The sequence below is a fragment of the Maribacter sp. TH_r10 genome, from assembly GCF_033101095.1.
Classification (GTDB): domain Bacteria; phylum Bacteroidota; class Bacteroidia; order Flavobacteriales; family Flavobacteriaceae; genus Maribacter_A; species Maribacter_A luteus.
In genome coordinates, this window is record NZ_JAWMPY010000002.1 from 175,588 (window position 1) to 195,535 (window position 19,948).

At 38.1% G+C, this 19,948-nt stretch carries 24 protein-coding genes; 16 read left to right on the top strand and 8 right to left on the bottom strand.

Features of this window, described 5'->3' with window-relative positions; translation table 11 throughout:
- Window positions 1-18: 18 nt before the first annotated feature.
- Complete coding sequence (locus tag R3X28_RS06015; RefSeq protein WP_282056438.1) at window positions 19-855, top strand: universal stress protein; 837 nt, start codon at window positions 19-21, stop codon at window positions 853-855.
- 2 nt (window positions 856-857) lie between these two features.
- On the opposite strand, the gene R3X28_RS06020 is transcribed toward R3X28_RS06015, so the two are convergent.
- Window positions 858-1,253 (bottom strand): hypothetical protein, encoded by a 396-nt coding sequence (locus R3X28_RS06020; protein WP_317663292.1) that lies wholly within the window; start codon window positions 1,251-1,253, stop codon window positions 858-860.
- A gap of 130 nt (window positions 1,254-1,383) precedes the next feature.
- Here R3X28_RS06020 and R3X28_RS06025 point away from each other — a divergent pair, with 130 nt between their 5' ends.
- Window positions 1,384-2,334: an ROK family protein gene (locus R3X28_RS06025; RefSeq protein ID WP_317663293.1), complete on the top strand. Its 951-nt coding sequence runs from the start codon at window positions 1,384-1,386 to the stop codon at window positions 2,332-2,334.
- A gap of 3 nt (window positions 2,335-2,337) precedes the next feature.
- Here R3X28_RS06025 and R3X28_RS06030 read toward each other — a convergent pair whose 3' ends face one another.
- From R3X28_RS06030 to R3X28_RS06045, 4 genes are all read right to left on the bottom strand, one after another.
- Entirely contained in the window at window positions 2,338-2,787 is a 450-nt protein-coding gene (locus tag R3X28_RS06030) for a hypothetical protein (RefSeq protein ID WP_154369786.1), read from the bottom strand.
- A 267-nt stretch (window positions 2,788-3,054) separates the two neighbouring features.
- Window positions 3,055-3,345, bottom strand: a complete 291-nt coding sequence (locus R3X28_RS06035; RefSeq protein ID WP_154369784.1) for a chaperone modulator CbpM — start codon at window positions 3,343-3,345, stop codon at window positions 3,055-3,057.
- On the bottom strand, window positions 3,345-4,241 hold the full coding sequence (locus R3X28_RS06040; protein ID WP_317663296.1) for a J domain-containing protein: 897 nt from the start codon (window positions 4,239-4,241) through the stop codon (window positions 3,345-3,347). The genes R3X28_RS06035 and R3X28_RS06040 overlap by 1 nt, the downstream gene beginning before the upstream one ends.
- Before the next feature lie 53 nt (window positions 4,242-4,294).
- Window positions 4,295-4,747 (bottom strand): hypothetical protein, encoded by a 453-nt coding sequence (locus tag R3X28_RS06045; protein WP_154369780.1) that lies wholly within the window; start codon window positions 4,745-4,747, stop codon window positions 4,295-4,297.
- Window positions 4,748-4,903: 156 nt separating this feature from the next.
- Between R3X28_RS06045 and R3X28_RS06050 the strand changes: the two genes are divergently transcribed.
- The 3 genes from R3X28_RS06050 to R3X28_RS06060 all read left to right on the top strand — a co-directional run bounded on the left by R3X28_RS06050 (window position 4,904) and on the right by R3X28_RS06060 (window position 8,133).
- Window positions 4,904-6,148, top strand: coding sequence for a PAS domain-containing sensor histidine kinase (locus tag R3X28_RS06050; protein ID WP_317663298.1), 1,245 nt, complete (start codon window positions 4,904-4,906; stop codon window positions 6,146-6,148).
- A gap of 6 nt (window positions 6,149-6,154) precedes the next feature.
- A complete protein-coding gene (locus R3X28_RS06055) occupies window positions 6,155-7,207 on the top strand; it encodes a response regulator (RefSeq protein ID WP_154369776.1) in 1,053 nt (350 codons plus the stop codon).
- Window positions 7,208-7,293: 86 nt separating this feature from the next.
- On the top strand, window positions 7,294-8,133 hold the full coding sequence (locus R3X28_RS06060; RefSeq protein WP_154369773.1) for a universal stress protein: 840 nt from the start codon (window positions 7,294-7,296) through the stop codon (window positions 8,131-8,133).
- A gap of 9 nt (window positions 8,134-8,142) precedes the next feature.
- On the opposite strand, the gene trxA is transcribed toward R3X28_RS06060, so the two are convergent.
- Entirely contained in the window at window positions 8,143-8,442 is a 300-nt protein-coding gene (trxA, locus tag R3X28_RS06065) for a thioredoxin (RefSeq protein ID WP_317663300.1), read from the bottom strand.
- A gap of 114 nt (window positions 8,443-8,556) precedes the next feature.
- Between trxA and R3X28_RS06070 the strand changes: the two genes are divergently transcribed.
- The 8 genes from R3X28_RS06070 to R3X28_RS06105 all read left to right on the top strand — a co-directional run bounded on the left by R3X28_RS06070 (window position 8,557) and on the right by R3X28_RS06105 (window position 15,314).
- Window positions 8,557-9,402: a universal stress protein gene (locus R3X28_RS06070; RefSeq protein ID WP_154369769.1), complete on the top strand. Its 846-nt coding sequence runs from the start codon at window positions 8,557-8,559 to the stop codon at window positions 9,400-9,402.
- 15 nt (window positions 9,403-9,417) lie between these two features.
- Window positions 9,418-10,266, top strand: a complete 849-nt coding sequence (locus R3X28_RS06075; RefSeq protein ID WP_154369767.1) for a universal stress protein — start codon at window positions 9,418-9,420, stop codon at window positions 10,264-10,266.
- 2 nt (window positions 10,267-10,268) lie between these two features.
- Window positions 10,269-11,129, top strand: a complete 861-nt coding sequence (locus R3X28_RS06080) for a universal stress protein (RefSeq protein WP_154369765.1) — start codon at window positions 10,269-10,271, stop codon at window positions 11,127-11,129.
- A 63-nt stretch (window positions 11,130-11,192) separates the two neighbouring features.
- Window positions 11,193-11,600: a hypothetical protein gene (locus R3X28_RS06085; RefSeq protein WP_154369763.1), complete on the top strand. Its 408-nt coding sequence runs from the start codon at window positions 11,193-11,195 to the stop codon at window positions 11,598-11,600.
- A gap of 19 nt (window positions 11,601-11,619) precedes the next feature.
- A complete protein-coding gene (locus tag R3X28_RS06090) occupies window positions 11,620-12,525 on the top strand; it encodes a mechanosensitive ion channel domain-containing protein (protein WP_154369761.1) in 906 nt (301 codons plus the stop codon).
- 66 nt (window positions 12,526-12,591) lie between these two features.
- Window positions 12,592-13,437 carry an ATP cone domain-containing protein gene (locus tag R3X28_RS06095; RefSeq protein ID WP_154369759.1) on the top strand — a complete coding sequence of 282 codons (846 nt, stop codon included), beginning with the start codon at window positions 12,592-12,594 and terminating at the stop codon, window positions 13,435-13,437.
- A 6-nt stretch (window positions 13,438-13,443) separates the two neighbouring features.
- Entirely contained in the window at window positions 13,444-14,814 is a 1,371-nt protein-coding gene (locus tag R3X28_RS06100; RefSeq protein ID WP_317663308.1) for an MBL fold metallo-hydrolase, read from the top strand.
- An 86-nt stretch (window positions 14,815-14,900) separates the two neighbouring features.
- Window positions 14,901-15,314: a hypothetical protein gene (locus R3X28_RS06105; protein ID WP_317663310.1), complete on the top strand. Its 414-nt coding sequence runs from the start codon at window positions 14,901-14,903 to the stop codon at window positions 15,312-15,314.
- 14 nt (window positions 15,315-15,328) lie between these two features.
- Here the strand turns inward: R3X28_RS06105 and R3X28_RS06110 are convergent, their stop codons facing one another.
- Window positions 15,329-16,036, bottom strand: a complete 708-nt coding sequence (locus R3X28_RS06110; protein ID WP_154369752.1) for a LytR/AlgR family response regulator transcription factor — start codon at window positions 16,034-16,036, stop codon at window positions 15,329-15,331.
- A gap of 322 nt (window positions 16,037-16,358) precedes the next feature.
- Here R3X28_RS06110 and R3X28_RS06115 point away from each other — a divergent pair, with 322 nt between their 5' ends.
- Genes R3X28_RS06115 through R3X28_RS06125 form a run of 3 tightly spaced genes read left to right on the top strand, consistent with a single transcriptional unit; the run spans window position 16,359 to window position 18,473 of the window.
- Window positions 16,359-16,802, top strand: coding sequence for a hypothetical protein (locus tag R3X28_RS06115; RefSeq protein ID WP_317663313.1), 444 nt, complete (start codon window positions 16,359-16,361; stop codon window positions 16,800-16,802).
- A 20-nt stretch (window positions 16,803-16,822) separates the two neighbouring features.
- On the top strand, window positions 16,823-17,485 hold the full coding sequence (locus R3X28_RS06120; protein ID WP_282056459.1) for a hypothetical protein: 663 nt from the start codon (window positions 16,823-16,825) through the stop codon (window positions 17,483-17,485).
- Window positions 17,466-18,473 (top strand): 2-hydroxyacid dehydrogenase, encoded by a 1,008-nt coding sequence (locus R3X28_RS06125; protein ID WP_317663316.1) that lies wholly within the window; start codon window positions 17,466-17,468, stop codon window positions 18,471-18,473. The genes R3X28_RS06120 and R3X28_RS06125 overlap by 20 nt, the downstream gene beginning before the upstream one ends.
- Here R3X28_RS06125 and cls read toward each other — a convergent pair.
- Complete coding sequence (gene cls / locus R3X28_RS06130) at window positions 18,468-19,895, bottom strand: cardiolipin synthase (RefSeq protein WP_154369743.1); 1,428 nt, start codon at window positions 19,893-19,895, stop codon at window positions 18,468-18,470. The two genes, R3X28_RS06125 and cls, sit on opposite strands and share 6 nt — an antisense overlap.
- Window positions 19,896-19,948 lie beyond the last annotated feature (53 nt).

Below are 19,948 nucleotides of genomic sequence, written 5' to 3' on the forward strand. Positions count from 1 at the left end.
TCCTTAAACTATTGTATTATGGATAAAATCCTTGTACCTGTAGATTTTTCTGAATTTTCTGAGAATGCATTGGAAGTCGCGGCACATTTAGCCAGTAAATTCAACGCTGATTTGATCTTATTGCATATGCTAGGACTCTCTGAGGCCATTTTTACAAAAAATGAAGCCCAAGAGTTCATGGAGGCTCAATACTACATGAAATTGGCCAAGAAGAGGTTTAATGAGTTTTTGGATAAACCATACCTCAAAGGGGTAAAAGTGTTCGAGATCGTTCAGAATTATAAAGACTTCAACGAAATGAACAATGTCGTAAAAGAACGGAATATAGACCTTGTTGTCATGGGCTCCCACGGCGTAACGGGCCTTACAGGTCTTTTTGTTGGTTCAAATACTGAAAAAGTAGTTCGTAATTGTTCTGTACCTGTTTTGGTGATAAAGAAGAAAAGAAAGGATTTTGATATAAAAAAAGCGGTCTTCGCCAGTGATTTTGGAGTAGAACATATTGAGGTTTATATGAAGGCGATGAACTTCTTCAATAAATTGAAAGTAGAGGTTCATAAGGTGTATATAAACCGTCCTAATCAATATTTTAGAAGTACGGAGGAAATCAAGGAGCAAATAGGGATTTTTATGAGAACGGCCCATCATGGGGAAAATCCGTCCAAAGAAAAAGTCACTATTTTGAACGATTACAGTATAGAACAGGGAATTTATAATTATGCCCAGAAAATTGACGCTGATATTATCGCACTTCCTACTCAAGGAAGAAAAGGATTGTCACATTTTTTCAAAGGAAGTATAGGGGAAGATATCGCCAACAGGGCCGATCTTCCCGTTATTACTTTCAAGGTATAGGTTCAATCCTGAAAAAGGATACGTAACTTGGCTAGAATAACCAGTTCGGATTTGTTTTTTTTAGCAAAGATGGTTGCTATCGATTGGCCCGTTTCCCATATGAGCGCTTTGAGTTCATCGGTAAATTTTGGCTTGTTCTTTAAGAAGTACGTTCGATAACGGTTAAAACATTCCTCGCTATCGGTTCCTTGTTCTAACATTTTGGTAAATGCGTTGTATATTTCCAGAGCGTTGTCCTTGTTCGTTTTTTCATCGATATCAGGATACTGCAACCATTTTTGCCTGAGAAGGATTTTCAGTTTGTTATATTCTTCTTCATGAACTTTTTTGTCTGCCATGGCAATGGCATAAAAAAGTATCCCGATGTGATAATACAATTGGGCCGTTTTATTTTCCATGTTTTCGAAAATTAAATGTTGGTCGTCTTTTAATAGGTTAAGTATAATCCTAAATTTCGTTTTTTAGGATGATTTGCATCAGTCGTTAAAGTAATATTTTTTAAGTCCTTTGTAATTAAAATAATGGATTATGAATACTGTGTTGGCCATTGATATAGGCGGAACTTTCACAAAAATAGGTGTTGTTGATAAGAAGGGGGAAATACTTGGGTCAAAGGTGTTCGGTACAAGATCAAAAGAGCCATTTGCCGATTTTCTAAAGGAATTGGTTCTTAATATCAATGAATTGATTGCCTTGGTAGGTACGGATAACAAACCTATTGCCATTGGTATAGGGGCTCCCAATGCCAATTCCTTGACCGGTAATATTGAGAATCCTCCCAATTTGAATTGGGGAAAAGAAACGCCAATCGCGGCGGAAATATCCAGAACTTATAATTTACCCGTGTATATAGCGAATGATGCCAATGCTTCGGCCTTAGGGGAGTTGGAGTTCGGTTTGGGCCAAGGAATGCGCAATTTTGTTGTACTGACCTTAGGTACCGGATTAGGAAGTGGTATTATCGTAAACGGGGAGCTTCTTTTGGGCGAGCATGCCCAAGCTGGGGAAATCGGACATGTGAATGTAGATCCCCATGGAAGGTATTGCAATTGTGGTCTTCAGGGCTGTTTGGAAACCTATGCCTCGGTTACGGGAATTAAAAGAACTGTATTTGAGCTAATTTCTGAAATGCGTGAAGATTCACCATTACGTAGTATAAGTTTTGAGGATTTAACCGGTGAGGATATTGCCAAAGCTGCAATTGAAGGTGATGTCTTGGCTCTAAGGGCATTCGATTTAACAGCAGAGATTTTAGGCCGTAAAATGGCTGATACGGTCGCTCATTTAGATCCGGAGGCTTTTATTTTGGCAGGTGGACTTAGTAAGGCTGGTGATATTCTATTAAAACCGGTTAAGGCCAATATGGAAAAAAACCTTTTTGTCGCCTACAAGGGCAAAGTAAAGGTGTATTTGTCGAATGCACCACGCAATGCCGCAATTTTGGGGCCTGCGGCATTGGCATGGAAGCATGTTTCTTAAAAATTATTTCTCCAATAAATGTCCCAAACTTTCACTGTCCATAATGTGTTCGGTTATGGCAAAGACTTGTTTTCTGTTTTCACGTACCGTTTTATAAAAGCGAGCGATATCGTCTTCAAGGGCTTGATGTTCTTCACGGAACAATCGGGTGTCATGTTTAAAGGGGTCTTCAATGGTCTGTGCAATATGGTTCAGGTGTTCGCCCACTCTTTCTAGAAGTTTTTTGCCGACTTTTCTATCGTTCATGATTCCCTCGGCAATTTTTTTTACGGCCTCAAGATTGTCCTCTTTGGTAATCCAAATAAAATATTTATTCAATAGGTTATGCAGAAAAACCAAGTCTTGTTTATAGAAGGTTAAATCAGATTTCCAATGTTTGGTCAAAACGTACAACTCATCCCAATCCGTAAGTTGAATATAATCTCCTTTCGGTCTTATTCTATAATTTTCCATATGAATAGTATTTAGTCCAAGCTTAGTGCTATTCTTTAAAGTTACCTACAAAACACCCTATTTTTCATGATAATTATCATAATGTTTAGCTAAAAATAGTGGGTGCTATGAAGTTTATTAACAGGGAGTTATCACTTCAATTGCATCTTGCAAAGGACTGTTTTCAATAAACAATGTAGTATGGGGATAGGGGGGTAAAAAGCATGGGGCTACCTTCAGGTTCAAAAGAAGTAGTAGCAGTCCTAGTGCCTTTTAAACTTAATGGGATTATTCGTAAAAATCCAGTTTGTTCTTTAAGTTGATGATTTCGTTTTGCATTTGTTCAACCCGTTCCAATAAACTATTGATAACATCAATACCCTCTAGATTAATGTTAAGGTCATCATGTAGGCGAACTATTTTTTCCACCTTTGGTAGTTCATCATATTGCAAATATTCGGTGTTTTCTTTTTTGACTACCTTAATCAAACCAGTATCATGCAATTGTACAATGAATTGGGTACTGATTCCATGACTGACACAAAAATCCCTGACTTCTATGTATTTATACTGTTCCATTATTTAGGTGATTTTAATTTGGCCAATTCCTTGAAGAGTTCTTTTTCTTTGGCAGATAAATTCGTAGGTGTTTTAATGGTATAGGTGATGAACAGGTCACCGAATTTGCCTTCTTTTTTATAAATTGGAAACCCTTTCCCTTTCAACTTTACCTTTGTTCCGTTTTGGGTCTCTGGTTTTACGTTCAGTTTTACCTTACCATCAAAAGTGCCGACTGTGATCTCACCACCTAAAACAGCGGTATATATGTCCAGGTCTACATTTTTATATAGGTTATTGCCATCGCGTTTAAATGGGGTGTTGTTCTCTATAATAAAGGTAATATAAAGGTCACCTTTTGGTCCGCCATTGCGCCCAGGGCCACCATGCCCGTTTATTTTTATGGTCTGCCCATTTTCTATACCTGCGGGAATGGTTATTCTTATGTTCTTTCCGTTTACCGTTAAGGTTCTCTTATGCGTAGAGTAAACTTCGTTTAACTGTAGTTTGAGCTCGGCATTGAAATCTTGCCCCCGATATTTTGGTTGCCTACCACTGGAATAGCCTCTAGTGGTTCTTCCCCCGAACATAGATTCAAAAAAGTCTGAAAAATCGTGCTCCCCGAATCCGCCCGACGACTGGTATTGTCTACCTTGTTGTTGTGCTTTGCGGGCTTTTTCTATTTCATCGGCATGTTGCCAATCCTTCCCGTATTCATCATATTTTTTTCTGTTCTCAGGATTACCCAATACTTCATTGGCCTCATTGATCTGTTTAAATTTTCGTTCGGCCTCCGCATCATTTGGGTTTACATCAGGATGATATTTCCTCGCGAGTTTACGATAAGCTTTCTTAATCTCGTTGGGTGTGGCGTTTTTTGAAATTCCCAATACACTATAATAGTCAATGTAATCCATTTTGCAGATTCGATTAATTGGTATTCAGTTCTAAATGTGCCGTGTGTAATGCGTTAACAAATGAATAGATGGTTTCTGTTTTCCTTGTCTTTTTGTATTACGTTGTCCGCGATGACCAAAATTTCTTTTTCAACGGAAATGAAGTCATGCGTAAGTGAAGCAATACGTTTTTCTATCCAAGTCTGTTCCTTGGTTAGGGCATTGGAGTTAAAACCTTCATATCCCTTTAGAATCCCGACCAATTGGCGTTGGTGGTCTTTTATACGTTTTTTTAAACGCGAACAATTATAACAAAGATCTTGAAAACGCATTAAACTTTCACGTATTTCATCCAGGTTTTCATTTTGTACAATTTCATCGAAATACCGATCCAAAAGTTGTTGTAGAAAGCGTATGTCTTTCGTTTTCAATGCAATATCGGATTTTAATTTTTCACATTCCAAAATATAAGTTTGTAAAGAATCCACACTGTACAAAATATCCGAAGTAGCACTTACTTTTTCCATGATAAGATCATTTTCATTAAAAATACCCTTATCAATAATCTAAAAAAATGATTTTTATCATAAGTCCGTAGTTGCTAAAGAATTACCTTTCATTTAATATACAGTCATTTCCATTTGTTTTGAAGACCTATGGTAGTTTGGCGCAATTCTATTATAATGAGGGTTTTTGCGAAGAACAACTACATTTTTAATCTACTCTCAGAGGCGGTTTCCGAAGGACTATTGGTGGTGAATAGGGAGCAATTGATCGTTGCTTCGAACAAGAAGGCGGATACAATGTTCGGTTACGACGATCGGGAACTTGTAGGCAAACCCGTAGATGTCTTGGTTCCAGGTGCGTACAATATGGGGCATAAAGATCGTGTTGAAGCGTTTTTCAAGGCGAAGACAACAGGAAGAATGATGGTTGACCGCATTCTTTTGGGCCAACACAAATGTAAGGGTGATTTTCCGGTGAAAATTAGTCTAAACCCTTTTAATATTGAGGGTGTTGATTATGTTTTGGCACTTGTTTTCGATAAGACCGAAATCAGTAAAAGGGATTATCAGATCAAGGAGTTGAATGAACATCTTGAAAAGAAAATCAAGACCAGAACTTTTGAACTCAGGGAAACCGTATCGATGCTCGAACAAGAAATCAAAAGAAGGGAGCAAGCAGAAAAGAAGATGAAATCGGCACTTCAACGTGAACGGGAATTAAGCGAGTTGAAGACAAAATTCTTATCTTTAGTATCACATGAATTTAAAACGCCTTTGAGCGGTATCCTTACTTCTGCAACCCTTGTCGGAAAATATAAGGGAGCAGGGGATCAGGAAAGAAGGGACAAACATTTATCAACGATAATCGGCGAGGTGCGTCATCTGAACAGTATCCTAACCGATTTTTTGTCGATAGAAAGGCTCGAAAAAGGAAAAGAAATATATGATTTCACTGACTTTTCTTTGAGCAAAGTGGTAAACGAGGTTATTTATAATGCCAATATGTTGGTGAAAATAGGACAGCGGATAAATTATCCCCATAATATTGATGATGTGATTATTTACCAGGATGAAAAAATAGTTACACTTATCCTGACCAATTTGCTCTATAATTCAGTAAAGTATTCCCCTGAGGATTCTGAGATAGATATTTCAATAAAGGTCGAGGATGGGGTAATGTTTTTAAAGATCAAGGATCAAGGTATCGGGATACCCACTAATGACCAGAAGCATATTTTTGAACGCTATTTTAGGGCAGAAAATGCACTATTGAACCAAGGAACGGGGATTGGCCTTAATATTATAAGGGACCATATTGAGAATCTTGGCGGCAAAGTTTATTTTGAAAGTAAAGAGCATATAGGAACTACCTTTACGGTTGAGCTTCCTGTTGATAATCGAATTCATTCAGGATTAAATTAAATAATGATGAACAAAGTACTGTTGATAGAGGATGATCCCGTATTAAGGGAGAACACCGCCGAACTTCTAGAGCTTTCGGACTATAAGGTATATACAGCATCCAACGGAAAGAAAGGGGTTAACGTTGCCAAAGAAAAGTTACCCGATGTCATCATCTGTGACATTATGATGCCCGAGTTGGACGGGTACGGGGTTCTGGAGCAATTAGGGAAAGATATTGATACGAAATATATTCCCTTTATATTCTTATCGGCTAAAACCGAACGTAAGGACATTCGCAAAGGAATGAACCTTGGGGCAGATGATTACCTCACCAAGCCCTTTGAAGAATCAGAATTGATAAGTGCTATAGAAAGTAGGTTGGCGAGGGCCGCTATTTTACAGGAAATCAAAAGTTCAGAATCTGAGCATGGCCATGCAAGTGGACTTGAGGTTCGTAACATTCACGAATTCAAGAATTATTTAGATGATAACGGACAAGAATTTGAATTCGCACAAGGCGATGAAATCTATCGGGAAGGTGGTAATGTCCATATGGTCTATTTGATCATTAAAGGGGTCGTAAAGACCTATAAATTGGATGAAAACGGCAAGGAATTGATAACAGCCATTTATAATGCGGATGAATTCTTCGGATTTACTTCCTTAACGTCACAAGAAGTTTATGAGGAGTATGCGGTAGCTATTGAAGATACCGTACTTGTCGGGGTCTGCAAGGATGAACTCAGAACCGTGGTTAAGGAAAACCATGATCTTGCCATTGAATTGATGCACGTTTTGGCAGAGAACCTTACAGAAGCCAAAAAACAATTATTGGAAATGGCATATGGCTCAGTTCGGAAAAAAACCGCCAGTACCTTATTGAAATTTGCCGATAAATTGGAGCAAGACAATCAAGGTAACATCCATATTCTGCGGAGTGATCTGGCCAGTGTGGCCGGTATGGCCACGGAAACCTTGATACGTACTTTGTCTAGTTTTAGAAAAGAGGGTTTAATCGCGATGGAGGATCATAATATTAAAATCTTGGATCAAGAAACCCTTAGCCGTATATATTAAAAATCATGTTTGCTCATGATAGGGATCATTTACAGGAATGCAATAACGTCCTATTTTTGTATTTATAGTAAAAAAATGGTCATAAAATGATGCATATACTAGTCCCTACCGATTTTTCCGATAATGCGTGGAACGCCCTTAAGTATGGCTTTCGATTGTATAAAGACGTCGATTGCACTTTTCATCTTTTACATATTAACCCCATACCCGCATATTCTGGAGCGGGATCAAGTGTAAAGGTTTCCTCAAAAATGGTCGATGGGGGCATTTTAAAAGAAAGCAAGATCAGTTTAGATCATTTATTGGCACAAGCGGAAAAAGTAGATCCCAGCAGTAAACATACCTTTAAGACCATAGCCTCACATAATTTTTTTGTGGAATCGATAAAACGTCAAGTAGAAAACAACAAAATTGACTTGATCATTATGGGGACTAAAGGTGCATCAGGTCTTAAAAAAGTTACATTGGGCAGTAATACGGGAGATGTACTTACGAAGGTTAAATGCCCGCTTTTGGCCGTCCCTGAGAATGCCGTATTCAAAACACCCAGGGAAATAGCTTTTCCTACCGATTACCACTTGAGTTATGATCTTAAGGTACTTGATACACTTATAGATATGGTCAATTTGTTTAAATCCGATCTACGCATATTGCATATTTCCAAAAGAGGGGAAAGACTCACCGATGAACAAGCTGGAAATAAGGAATTTTTAAATGATTATCTACAGGATGTAAAGCATAGTTTTCATTCCCTTACAGGAACCGATCTGGAAACATCGGTACAATGTTTTACCGAGTCAAGGGACATAGACATGATTGCCATGGTGGCCAAAAACCTTAATTTCTTTCAGCGAATCCTATTTAGGCCCAAGGTAGAACAGATCAGTTACCATACCGATATTCCTTTCCTTATTCTGCATGAATAGGCTTTACTTTTATCGGTGGGATTGAATTATCTGTATAATATCTTTTTTTTGAAGCACTCCGGATTGCCTCCACAATTGTTTTCCATTTTTGAACAAAAGCATGGTGGGCACACCCCTTACTTGGTATTTAGAGGCTATTGAAGGGTTTTTGTCCACATCGATTTTTACGATTTTGATACTATCTCCCAGTTCGCTCTTCACATCTTTGAGGATGGGGGAGAGCATTTTGCAGGGGCCGCACCAGTCCGCAAAGAAATCTACGAGAACCGGGGTATCCGAATTTATGATATCACCGAAACTACTTTTCATGACTAATAATTTGAATGCAAATTAATAAAATACGTTGATTTTCTAACTGACCAAAATCATGGTTATTACAAGTGTTAAAAGTTAAATTTGGTTATAACGAATAAATCGAGCAACATGAGAAAGATTTTGGTACCTATGGATTTTTCGGACAATGCTTTCAATGCCTTAAAATATGCATGTCATGTATTTAAGTATGAAAAAAGTGAGATTTTCATCATGCATGCCTACGCTGATGAGGTTTATCAACAAGATAAGCTTACGAAAAGGAGTCTTCTGGAACAGGTTAAAGAAGAAACATTTAGAAAGTCGGAAGAAAACCTGGACAAGGTTTTTAAACAGATCAAACACGAATATCCCAACCCCCATCATAAATATAAGTTGGTATCGGCATTCGGTTCCTTGATAGATGAGGTAAACGATTTGGTAAACAGGGAGAATATGGACATAGTTGTCATGGCGACAAGGGGAGAGACCAATGACCGTAGGCTTACCTTTGGTAGTAACACCTTGCAAGTATTGAAGTATATAAGTTGTCCCGTTTTAGCCATACCAGAGGGGTATGCCTACCATCCGCCCAAAGAAGTATTGTTCCCTACCAACTATTTGGTACCATATAAAAGGCGCGAATTAAAGTTGCTCTGCGAAATATCCGGTTCTTTTAGGTCTACCATACATATGCTATATATAGATCCCATTAAAAAGCTATCCTTTCGACAAGAGGATAACCAACAATTCTTAAGAGAAAGTCTTCCCAAGGCCAAATTGGTTTTTGAGACGACCCAAGAAAAGGATAAATCAATCGCCATTACCAAATACATCTTACATAACAATATTGACATGTTGGTTTTGGTAAATTCAAGGCACTCTTTTATCGAAGATATGTTGGTACAATCAACTTTGGATAAAATCGGCCTGCATATAAAAATTCCGTTTTTGGTGATGCAAAATTTATATAGATAATTAAAATAAAACAAGATGAAACGTATAATCCTACCCACCGACTTTTCAGACAATGCCTATAATGCCATTCGTTATGCCGTTAAACTATTTAAGGATGTAAAGTGTACGTTTTATCTTTTGCACACTTATACACCGGCCATTTATCAAGCCGAATATGTTTTGCACAGTCCCGGTCAGATTGGTCTAGGGGACATTTACCAAGAAAATTCATTGAATCAATTAAATGAACTGAAAAAGAAGGTTACATCAGAATTCAATAATAAGAACCACACCTTTATGGTACATTCGGCATTCAACATTTTGGTTGATGAAATTGTTGAAACCGCCAAAAAGGAAAATGCGGACTTAGTGATCATGGGTACCCAAGGAGCTACAGGGGCCAAAGAGATTTTTATAGGAACAAATACCGTGCATGTCATAAAAAGGGGTTGCTGCCCAATATTGGCCATACCTCCAAATGTTGAATTTGAAGTTCCGAAGGAGATTCTTTTCCCAACTGATTTTGAGATCGATTATCAAAAAGAGCAATTAAATGAAATTATGGATTTGTCAGCAAGATATAAATCCAAGATTAACGTAATGCATGTATCCTCTGGTTATGATCTTAACGACACACAGTTGAAGAACAAGGCCAAATTAGATAGTCTTTTGGGTACAACGCCCCATCTGTTCCATGAGGAGCCCAACCAGGAGATCATGACGGCCATAAACACATTCCAACAAAAGAAACAAATCGATATTTTGGCAATGATTCAGAATAAGCACACTTTCTTGGAACGCTTGTTCATAGAGCCTATAATCAAGAAATTAGGTTTTCATGAGACCATTCCGTTTTTAGTAATTCCATCCCATAAAAATAATTGAACATGAAAAATATATTGATACCGACAGATTTTTCGAATGATGCGTATAATGCACTTTTTTATGCTTCAAAATTATTCAAGTCAAAAACTTGTAACTTTTATCTTTTGAACGCCTATAATGAGCGTACGCCCTTATTGAGTATAAATTTGGAAAGAACCAATGATGATGGCCATCGTAAAGGACTGTTAGAGCAATTGAAAGATGAATCCTGTGAAGAACTTAAACGCACCTTCCATAGGATTAACCTTGATCATAAATGCCGTAACCATACCTATAAATTGATCCCGATAAAAATGGATCTAACCGAAGCCCTTAACAAGACTATCGATGAGTACGACATAGATCTTATCGTAATGGGTAATAAGGGGGAAAGTAATAGCTTTGGCCTGTTTTTGGGCAGTACAACGGTCAAAACAATTTCCTCGATAAGAAAATGCCCCATTCTTTCGGTTCCTATTAATGCCGATTTCCAAATGCCTTATGAGATAGCCTTTGCAACCGATTATAAAAGGAATTATGATGCCCAAGTACTTGATTCCTTAAAAGAAATGGCCATTAATTGCGGTTCTGCCATAAGGGTGGCACATATAAACGAAGAGAAAACCTTGTCTAAGACCCAGGAGAGTAATCTGGAAACCTTGAAGACCTATTTAGCACCAATTGACCATTCCCTACATTGGATGCCCAATTATAAAAGTAAGACAACCGCGATCCGCACCTTTTTAGATGAATTGAATATAGGGATGGTGGCAATGGTGAATTATGAGCATAAGTTTTTCGAGAACTTGCTGAAAGAACCGATTATCCAAAAATTGGCCTGTAAAATAGATATACCATTTCTGGTAATACCTGCGAAGGCCTGATTTGCGTCATTGTTCCAGGTCTTTTTTTTGAAGATATTGAATGTACTAATCTAAACATGTATTATGAATAATATTGGTATTTGGCTCGATAAGGAAAAAGCTCATATGGTATTCTTGGACAAGGATTCGGAAAAATTTGAAACACTGCTTTCAGAAATCGAAAACTATAGACCCGCAGGGGGTTCAGGTACGAAAACCGCTAAATGGGGACCTCAGGATGTTGTGCAGGACAGTAAATTCCTGGAACGTGAAAAGCATCAACACAAAGCCTATTTCAAAAAATTGGTAGAAGCCATTAAATCGGCAGATAATATTGCCTTGTTCGGTCCGGCCGAAACTGCGTTAAGATTCAAAAAGGAACTGGACAAGAATTATCCGGAATTGGCCGCTAAGGTAAAAACAGTCGAAAAAGCGGATAGCATGACAAATAACCAAGTCAAGAAATTGGTTCGCGATTTCTTCAAGACATAGTCTTTAAAACCGCTTAATTATGCAAGTATTCGAAGATTTCTTGAAGGATCCCTTTGTCCTAAAAGGACTAAGGTTGTTCATATGGATCGTCTTCATCATAGTTTGCATAGGGTTTCTTAGAAAATTGGCAAAAAGAAGAATCGAAAACCTTAACCTGAGGTATAAAGCCCAAAAAGGTATAGAGGTTATCGGTTATTTGTTGATAATTCTGCTTTTCCTGATAACCTTTACCTTGGAAAGTGTTAAGGATTACACCATTATCATCGGGCTTTTTACAGCCGGACTCACATTTACCTTACAGGAACTGATTTTAAGTGTTGCCGGTTCATTCTATATTTTTTTCGTTAGGGTCTATAAACCGGGCGATCGCATAGAGATTAACAATATTATGGGTGACGTAATCGATATTGACAGTATTTATACTACCATTATGGAAATGGGGGAGTGGGTCAGCTCTGACAATTACTCAGGTAGGATAGTGAAGATCAGTAATGCATTCGTATTCAAGGGGCCTATAAAAAATTATTCAATGGACTTCCCCTTTGTCTGGGACGAACTCAACATTCTGGTCACCTATGATTCGGATATTGAAATGGCAAAAGAAATCATACAGGGGAGTGCTGTCGAATTGTTATCTGACTATACCGATAAGTCCAAAGCGAACTGGGCCAAAATGGTAGAACGTTACTATATTGAAAATGCGAAATTGGATCCTACCTTGGCTATAGGGTTAACCGATAATTGGATTACCATCAACCTTAGGTACATTACCGATTACAAATTACGAAGAAGTACTAAACATAGGCTGTTCGAAAGCATAGAGCATTCCATTTCATTAACGAACGGGAAAGTGAAATTGGCATCGGCGACCTTACAGTTGCTAAAAATACCTGAGATGAATGTTCGTGTAAATCCAATGCGATAAAAATATGTTTCTTTAAGGGGGTCTAGGCGAAAACAACATAAGAACAGTCACTGAAATCATGCTAAAATGAAAGAGCAACAAGCAATAGAAATCATAAAATCGTCAGGCGATAAGGTGAAATTCTCCCTTTCGAAATTACGTAGGTCGTTACAACGCAGTGGAGCCGACGATGTCTTTGTTGAACAGATCGTAAATCAAGTCCGGGATGAGCTTTATCAAGGTATCTCTACCCGCGAAATATATAATAGGGCTTTTGCCCTGTTAAAAAAGAAAAAATCGATTTTGGCGTCTAAATACAAGTTGAAAAAGGCCATATATGAACTGGGTCCTACAGGTTTTCCTTTTGAAAAATTCATTGCAGCGATATTGCGTTATTCTGGCTACACCACTGAGGTAGGTAAGGTATTACAAGGTCATTGCGTGACTCATGAAGTTGATGTTTTGGCCAAGAAAAACGGACTTGTAGCCGTAATCGAATGTAAGTTCCACAGTGATGAGGGCCGCAATTGTAATGTTAAAGTACCCTTGTACATCAACTCAAGATATAATGATATAAAACAGCATTGGGAGCGAGAGAAAAATGGGAATAGTGAATTGGATAAAGGCTGGGTGGTAACCAATACCCGTTTTACCGAAGATGCCCTTGCATACGGCAAATGTGTTGATCTTTATCTGTTAAGTTGGGATATTCCTCACGGTGATGGGTTAAGGGACCGAATAGATAGGTTGGGGTTATATCCCATAACCGTTTCAACGTTATTGAGTCAGCGCGAAAAGCAGTTTTTGCTGAGTCGTGATGTCGTTTTATGTCGGGAATTGTTGAACGACAGTTTTTTTCTTGATCATTTAGAGATCAAAGAGCCGAGAAAAGAAAAAATAATGAAAGAATTACGCCAATTATGTAACTGCTAGTTTGATATGAATACGGTAAAAATCCAATTTTTAGGTGCTTCAGGAACAGTAACGGGATCTAAGTATTATGTAGAGACACCTGAGTTGAACCTTATGGTCGATTGTGGAATGTTCCAAGGGTTGAAAGAACTTCGGATCAAGAATTGGGACCCTCTACCGATCAATGTGACCCAATTGGATTACGTATTGCTTACCCATGGTCATCTTGACCATACAGGATATTTGCCCAGGTTATTGAAAGAAGGCTTTAAGGGAAAGATACTAGGTACCTCACCCACCTTGGCCATTACTTCGATAATATTAAAGGATAGTGCTAAAATACACGAGGAAGAGGCAGAAAAAGCAAATAAGGAGGGGTATTCCAAGCATGATCCCGCATTACCGTTCTATACCCTGAAGGAAGCGGAAAGGACCATTCAACTTTTTTCATCCGTAGAAAATGACGAATGGGTGATCTTATCCCCAAATGTGCGTTTTAGAACCAAATACAACGGACATATCATTGGTGCTACATTTATTGAGCTTGAGATTTTTGAAAAGCGGTTTGTCTTTTCCGGGGATGTGGGTAGAACGGTGGATTTTCTATTGGCGCCACCTGAACGTCCTGAATGGGCCGACTACCTGTTTATAGAAAGTACATATGGCAATAAAAACCATCCGCAAGAAGATGTGGAGGCAATTTTGGCCCAATTGGTGAATAAGACCATTCATCAAAAAGGAAATCTCATTATCCCTTCTTTTGCCGTTGAGCGTTTACAATCACTTATGTACCAATTATGGATGCTCTATAAAAAGAACAAGATTCCGAATATCCCTATTTTTGTTGATAGCCCTATGGGAAACAATGTCTTATCGGTTTTTGAACGGTTCCCGACATGGCATAAACTCTCTTTAAAGGAATATCATTCTATGTGCGATCACGTGAATATCATCAGTTCTTACAAGGAAACATGGGAAACCATAGACGACCCAAGACCAAAAATCGTAATTGCCGGTAGTGGTATGGTAACCGGTGGAAGGGTACTTACCTATTTAAAGCAGTTGATCGATGTTGAGAGCACAATAGTTTTATTGGTAGGCTACCAAGCCGAGGGAACAAGGGGAAAACAACTCTTGGAAGGCGCCCATGAACTTAAGCTTTTTGGTAAATATTATCCGGTAAAAGCGAGAATAGAACATTTGGAGAGCCTTTCGGCACATGCTGATCAATCAGGACTGTTACATTGGGTAGAAGCCTTGAAAAACGTACCGGAAAAGGTTTTTTTGGTACATGGGGAGCCCACGGCACTCGATACGTTTAGGAGTAAATTGGTATATGAGCATAATTGGCAGGTGCATATACCTAAGCTCTATGAAACCATTGAGTTAATGGTTTAGGCGGCAGACTGATCTTCGTCATTGTAAAACAATGAGGTCATGGATAATTTTACTTAAAATTTAAGGCCATGGTTTCCCATAAAAAAATGACAAAGAAGATCGTATCGGCAAAAGTGGATGAGATGTACAGGGAATCCAAGCATTGGAATTCTTGCTTGCAGCTCATAAACGACGAACTGACCTTTATTCAGCACTTATTGAATTCCTATGTATTTGAGCCCAATACACCGAACTTGTTCGAGCGTTTACAAGACTACCAAGCACGTATAAAAAGGTCAAAGGACGATTGGGACAAGTTATCGAAAATGATCGGGCGCCATGAAAATAGTATTGGTGGTATACTGGAATGTTCAGATAGTGTCTGTGATAATTTCTATCATCAAAAACATGAAAAACTCAAAGCGGAAGCGGTCAATTATATGGAGAATTTCAAAGATTTGAAATACGAGATTTTCGAATACGCCGGGTGTATATTAAAAAAACGTAAACCCAATAACTAATATAATTGATTCTGTTATTCCGTGATGATAAGGATTTTTTCCAGTTGATCTTTATGTGATCTGCTCATGGGAAGTTTTGTACCGTCGACCTCGACCTTGGTGCTACTCCAATTATCGATCTTATTCACGTTTACGATATATGATTTGTGTATTCTAATGAGTTTGTTCTCGGGCATTTGTTCCAAAAATGCTTTCATAGTGGATAACACTACAAATTTGCCTTCAGTGGTCACGATTTTAATATAATCGCCCATGGCCTCTACCCATTGAATGGAATTTATAAAGATTTTTTTCTTTTGAAGGTCAACATTAACATAAACGAACTCTCCCTCATCATTATCCCTATTGATTTGGTTTTGGGTCTTCACGGCCCTATCTATCGCCGTAGCAAACCGTGATTTGTCTATCGGTTTTTGTAAATAGTCGGTTATATTATTGTAATCAAAGGCTTTTAGGGCATAATCACTACTATCCGATATAAGGATGATTTGAGGTGGTTTCTCTAAAGAATCGAGTAAATCAAAGCCATTTACCACAGGCATAACAATATCAAGCAATATTAGATCTACTTTGGTTTTTTTAATAGCATTCAAGGCAAGTATACCATTTGCATAATCACCAACAACATTCAAATGGGGATTGTCTTTGGCTAGTTTGGTAATCACGGCCCTTTGAGTTTCAGAGTCTTCGACTACAACAGTGTTCAAGGTTATTTTAGTCATCTTGGGGAGCAACTTTAACGTTGATGTAAATTCGTGTTTGTGTCAGTCAGTTGTTTTGCAACGATGCAAAATAGTCATTGACATCGACTTATAAAAATTGAATCATCCTCAAAAATAAGAATACTTAATCAAATCTGTCGTAAAAATAAGACATAACATGTCGTAGAAAAGTAAATCATTGGGATTAAACCGATCGCTTTATGATTGACTGATCTAAATCATTGAGCCCAAACCGCAAAATAGATAACTTGGTATATGTAATCGGAGCCTGGAAAGCATAAGGATGCACCGTATGATGAAAGTAAAATAAAAACAATAGACTATGAAAGCTAAAAATCAGATTTACAGGTATTTAGAATGGAAAAGCCCAGAAGAAATGCATCAAACCTCTTTGGATTGGATTTCAGAATTGAAATTTGTCAAGGATGAGCAGATTTTTTTGAACGACTTGGTCAAGTCCTATACGCTTCAAATCACAAGTTCGGGAATGTACGATGAAAGTAGGGAGTTGGTCACTGCTATATCCAATTCGGAAGTGGAAGCAGAGAAACTACTGAAAAAGGCCAAAATACACGAAAATCAACTATCCATTATGGTCGACGATATCGATCAACCCAAAATGGAGAAAGCTTATACCGAATCCCATAGGGATATGATTTTTGCTATTGATAACTATTTGGCCGATTACAGAAAACTCAAAGGAAGTTTGTTCCAAATGATTTCGAAGGTCATGAAGAAGGAAAAACAAAAAAGGCTGTTGAATTAAGCCCCTATAAATAAAATACCATGAAAAAGTTAGGTCTCTTTACACTTGTCGTCTTTTTGATATTGGGTTGTTCCTCTGCCGAATTGGTAGAAAATTGGAAGAATCCGGATATTGTGATATTCAATGCCAATAAAGTACTGATAGTGGGGATGACCTACAACAAAGATGCCCGAATGGAGTATGAAACCAAATTACGGGATCAGTTTGAAGCGCGTAATGTAGAGGCTATGCGGAGCATAGACGTTTTTGATGTTGATTTCACCTCCTCGGAACGTTCTGAGCAAGAGCTGTCTGATGTTGAGCAACAATTGTTGGACAAGGACTTCGATGCCATACTTTTCTCTAAGGTAATCGGTGTGGAGAATGTAGAGAAGAACAGAAGGTTGTTGAATAATCTAGATCGCTATAATAGGGGTTTTGATGAAGATTACCTGAGCAGCCAAAGAATTTACTATGAGCCCGATGAACATGAAACTTTTGCTGTTTATCATGCGGAAACTTCCCTATATTGTATTTGTCCGGGTAAGGAAAGGGAATTGATTTGGAGGGGTTCTATAGATATCTTGGATCCTGTAGATATTGAGGATGTGATCGATGATTATATAAAGTTGGTCATTACGGCGATGGAAGATCAAGATTTAATATTCAGAAAAGAAGACAAAAATGAAATTACTGGTCTATAGTGCGCAGGATTTTGAGATTCCCTTTCTTAAAAAGGCAAATGGGTTACGCCATAAAACTACATATATAAAAGAAGCACTTGATACGAACTCTGCGATAAAAGCAATGGGTTTTGATGCCATCAGTATATTTTCAGGTGATGATGCCAGTTTGATCGTTTTAGAGAAATTAAGGGATTTAGGCGTTAAATACATTTCTTTACGATCGGCCGGTTATAATAATATTCAGATCAAGGCAGCCAAAAGATTTGGACTCAAAGTGGCCAATGCCCCGGACTATTCCCCAAATGCCATTGCAGAGCATGCCGTTGCATTGCTTATGGCCGCAAATCGGAAAACACATATTGCCGATCGGCAGGTACATGAGTACAATTTTAAACAGAAACGATTGTTAGGTTTTGATTTGGTCGGTAAAACCGTGGGAATCGTTGGTACAGGACGTATAGGTTCTGTAATGGGCAAAATTATGCACGGATTCGGTTGTAAGCTCCTGGCGCACGATTTACAAGTTAAACAAGAACTCATACAGAACTTCGGTGTTGAATATGTTGATATGGCCAAGCTATTTGAGCATGCAGATATAATCAGTCTTCATGTGCCATTAAATTCTGTAACCCATCATATGCTCAATGAGCAGGCTTTTGATAAAATGAAATCGAAAGTGGTACTTGTGAATACGGCCAGAGGTGCGATCGTAGATACTAAAGCCTTGATCAATGCGTTGAGGAACAAAAAGATAGCTTTTTATGCAGCCGATGTATATGAGCGGGAAAAGGGGTTGTTTTTTAAAGATAATTCATCCATTGGTATACAAGATGAAAACTTAAGGACCTTACTTACTTTCCCCAATGTCTTATTAACCCCGCACCAAGCATATGTAACCAAAGAGGCCCTTACTAGGATAGCGGAGATTACCTTCGATAATTTGGATAGTTGGCAAGAAGGAAAACCTTGTAAGAACGAATTGGGATATGAAACCCTCGTGCTATAACAATGGGCTGAATATTTTGGCAAAACCTTCCTTGATTTTTTCCAGATAGGGTCTATTCATAAAGGTTTCATAGTCTAAAGGTATACTTTGGTCAATCTCATTTAAAAAATCCTGTTTTAGTAAAAGGGCTGTTTTTTGATCATAGACCAGGGCATTTACCTCATAATTTTGTTCAAAGCTTCTTATATCCATATTGGCGGTACCTATAGAAACAAGATTATCATCCGAAACGATGATTTTACTGTGTAGGAATCCTTTGGGGAACAGATATATTTTTACCCCGGCCCTTAGAAAAGTTTCAAAATACGATCTAACACTCCAATTCACCAAAGTGCTATCAGCATTGGCCGATACCAGAAGCCTAACATCGACACCGCTATTGGCGGCAACTTCCAAAGACCTGAGAATCGCTGTGCCCGGAATTATATAGGGATTGGTTATGTAGATATATTTTTTGGCATTATTGATCATAGCGAAGTACGTTTGCCCTATTGGGGAGAAATAATCGTCAGGTCCGCCATAAACAATCTGTACGATTTGGTTCCCTACCTTTTCTTCCAAAGAAGGCAAATCACGATTTAATTCCGAATTGTCACCGGAGACCAAGAACCAATCAATCTCAAATACAACTTGCAATTCTAAAACCGAAGCACCACGTAATTGTATGTGCATGTCGTGCCATTTACCAAGTACCAGATCACCTTTCAGGTATTTATCCGAAATGTTTATCCCCCCTGTAAACGCGATCTTGCCATCAACGATAATTATTTTTCTATGGTTCCTGTAGTTGATAGATGCTAAGAACCTTCCTAATTTAAAGGGCAGGAAAGGATAAACCTCTACACCGATCGATTTAAGTTGGGTAATATATCTTTTACTCAGTGAATAACTGCCGACCCCATCGTAGATGATCTTTACCTTAACACCTTTTTTCACTTTTTCGTCAAATAAAGCTATCAATCTGTCCGCGAGTTCTCCTTCTTCAAAAATGTAATAAAGTAGATAGATATATTTATCGGCAGATTCAAGGGCTTTAAAAATGGCATCGAATGTTGCCTTGCCATCCTTCAACAATTTAACCTCATTGTTCTTGGTGGGCTTAAAACCATTGTTCTTTTCAACAAGGTGGGTAATTTTGGAATATTCTTCAGCCTCCATTTCCACTGTTTCCGCAGCGTCTTTGTTTTCCTGTATTTTTTTTAGGTAATTGTTGATCGCTATATCTTCCTGAATGTCTTTCCAAGAATACTTTTTTCTGTTTCTTCCGATCATCCAATAAAGTAGGATACCTCCGATGGGAATAGTGAAAATAGTTAATAACCAAGCTAGTGTTTTGGCCGGTTTAATTCCGTTGACCAACAAGCTAATGACCATACCAATGGCAATAAGCACATAAATTATCAAGGCTATTATCCAATACATAGCGGTTTTTAGGAATAGGGTTTAAAAATACGAAACATAACGGGAATTTTTCA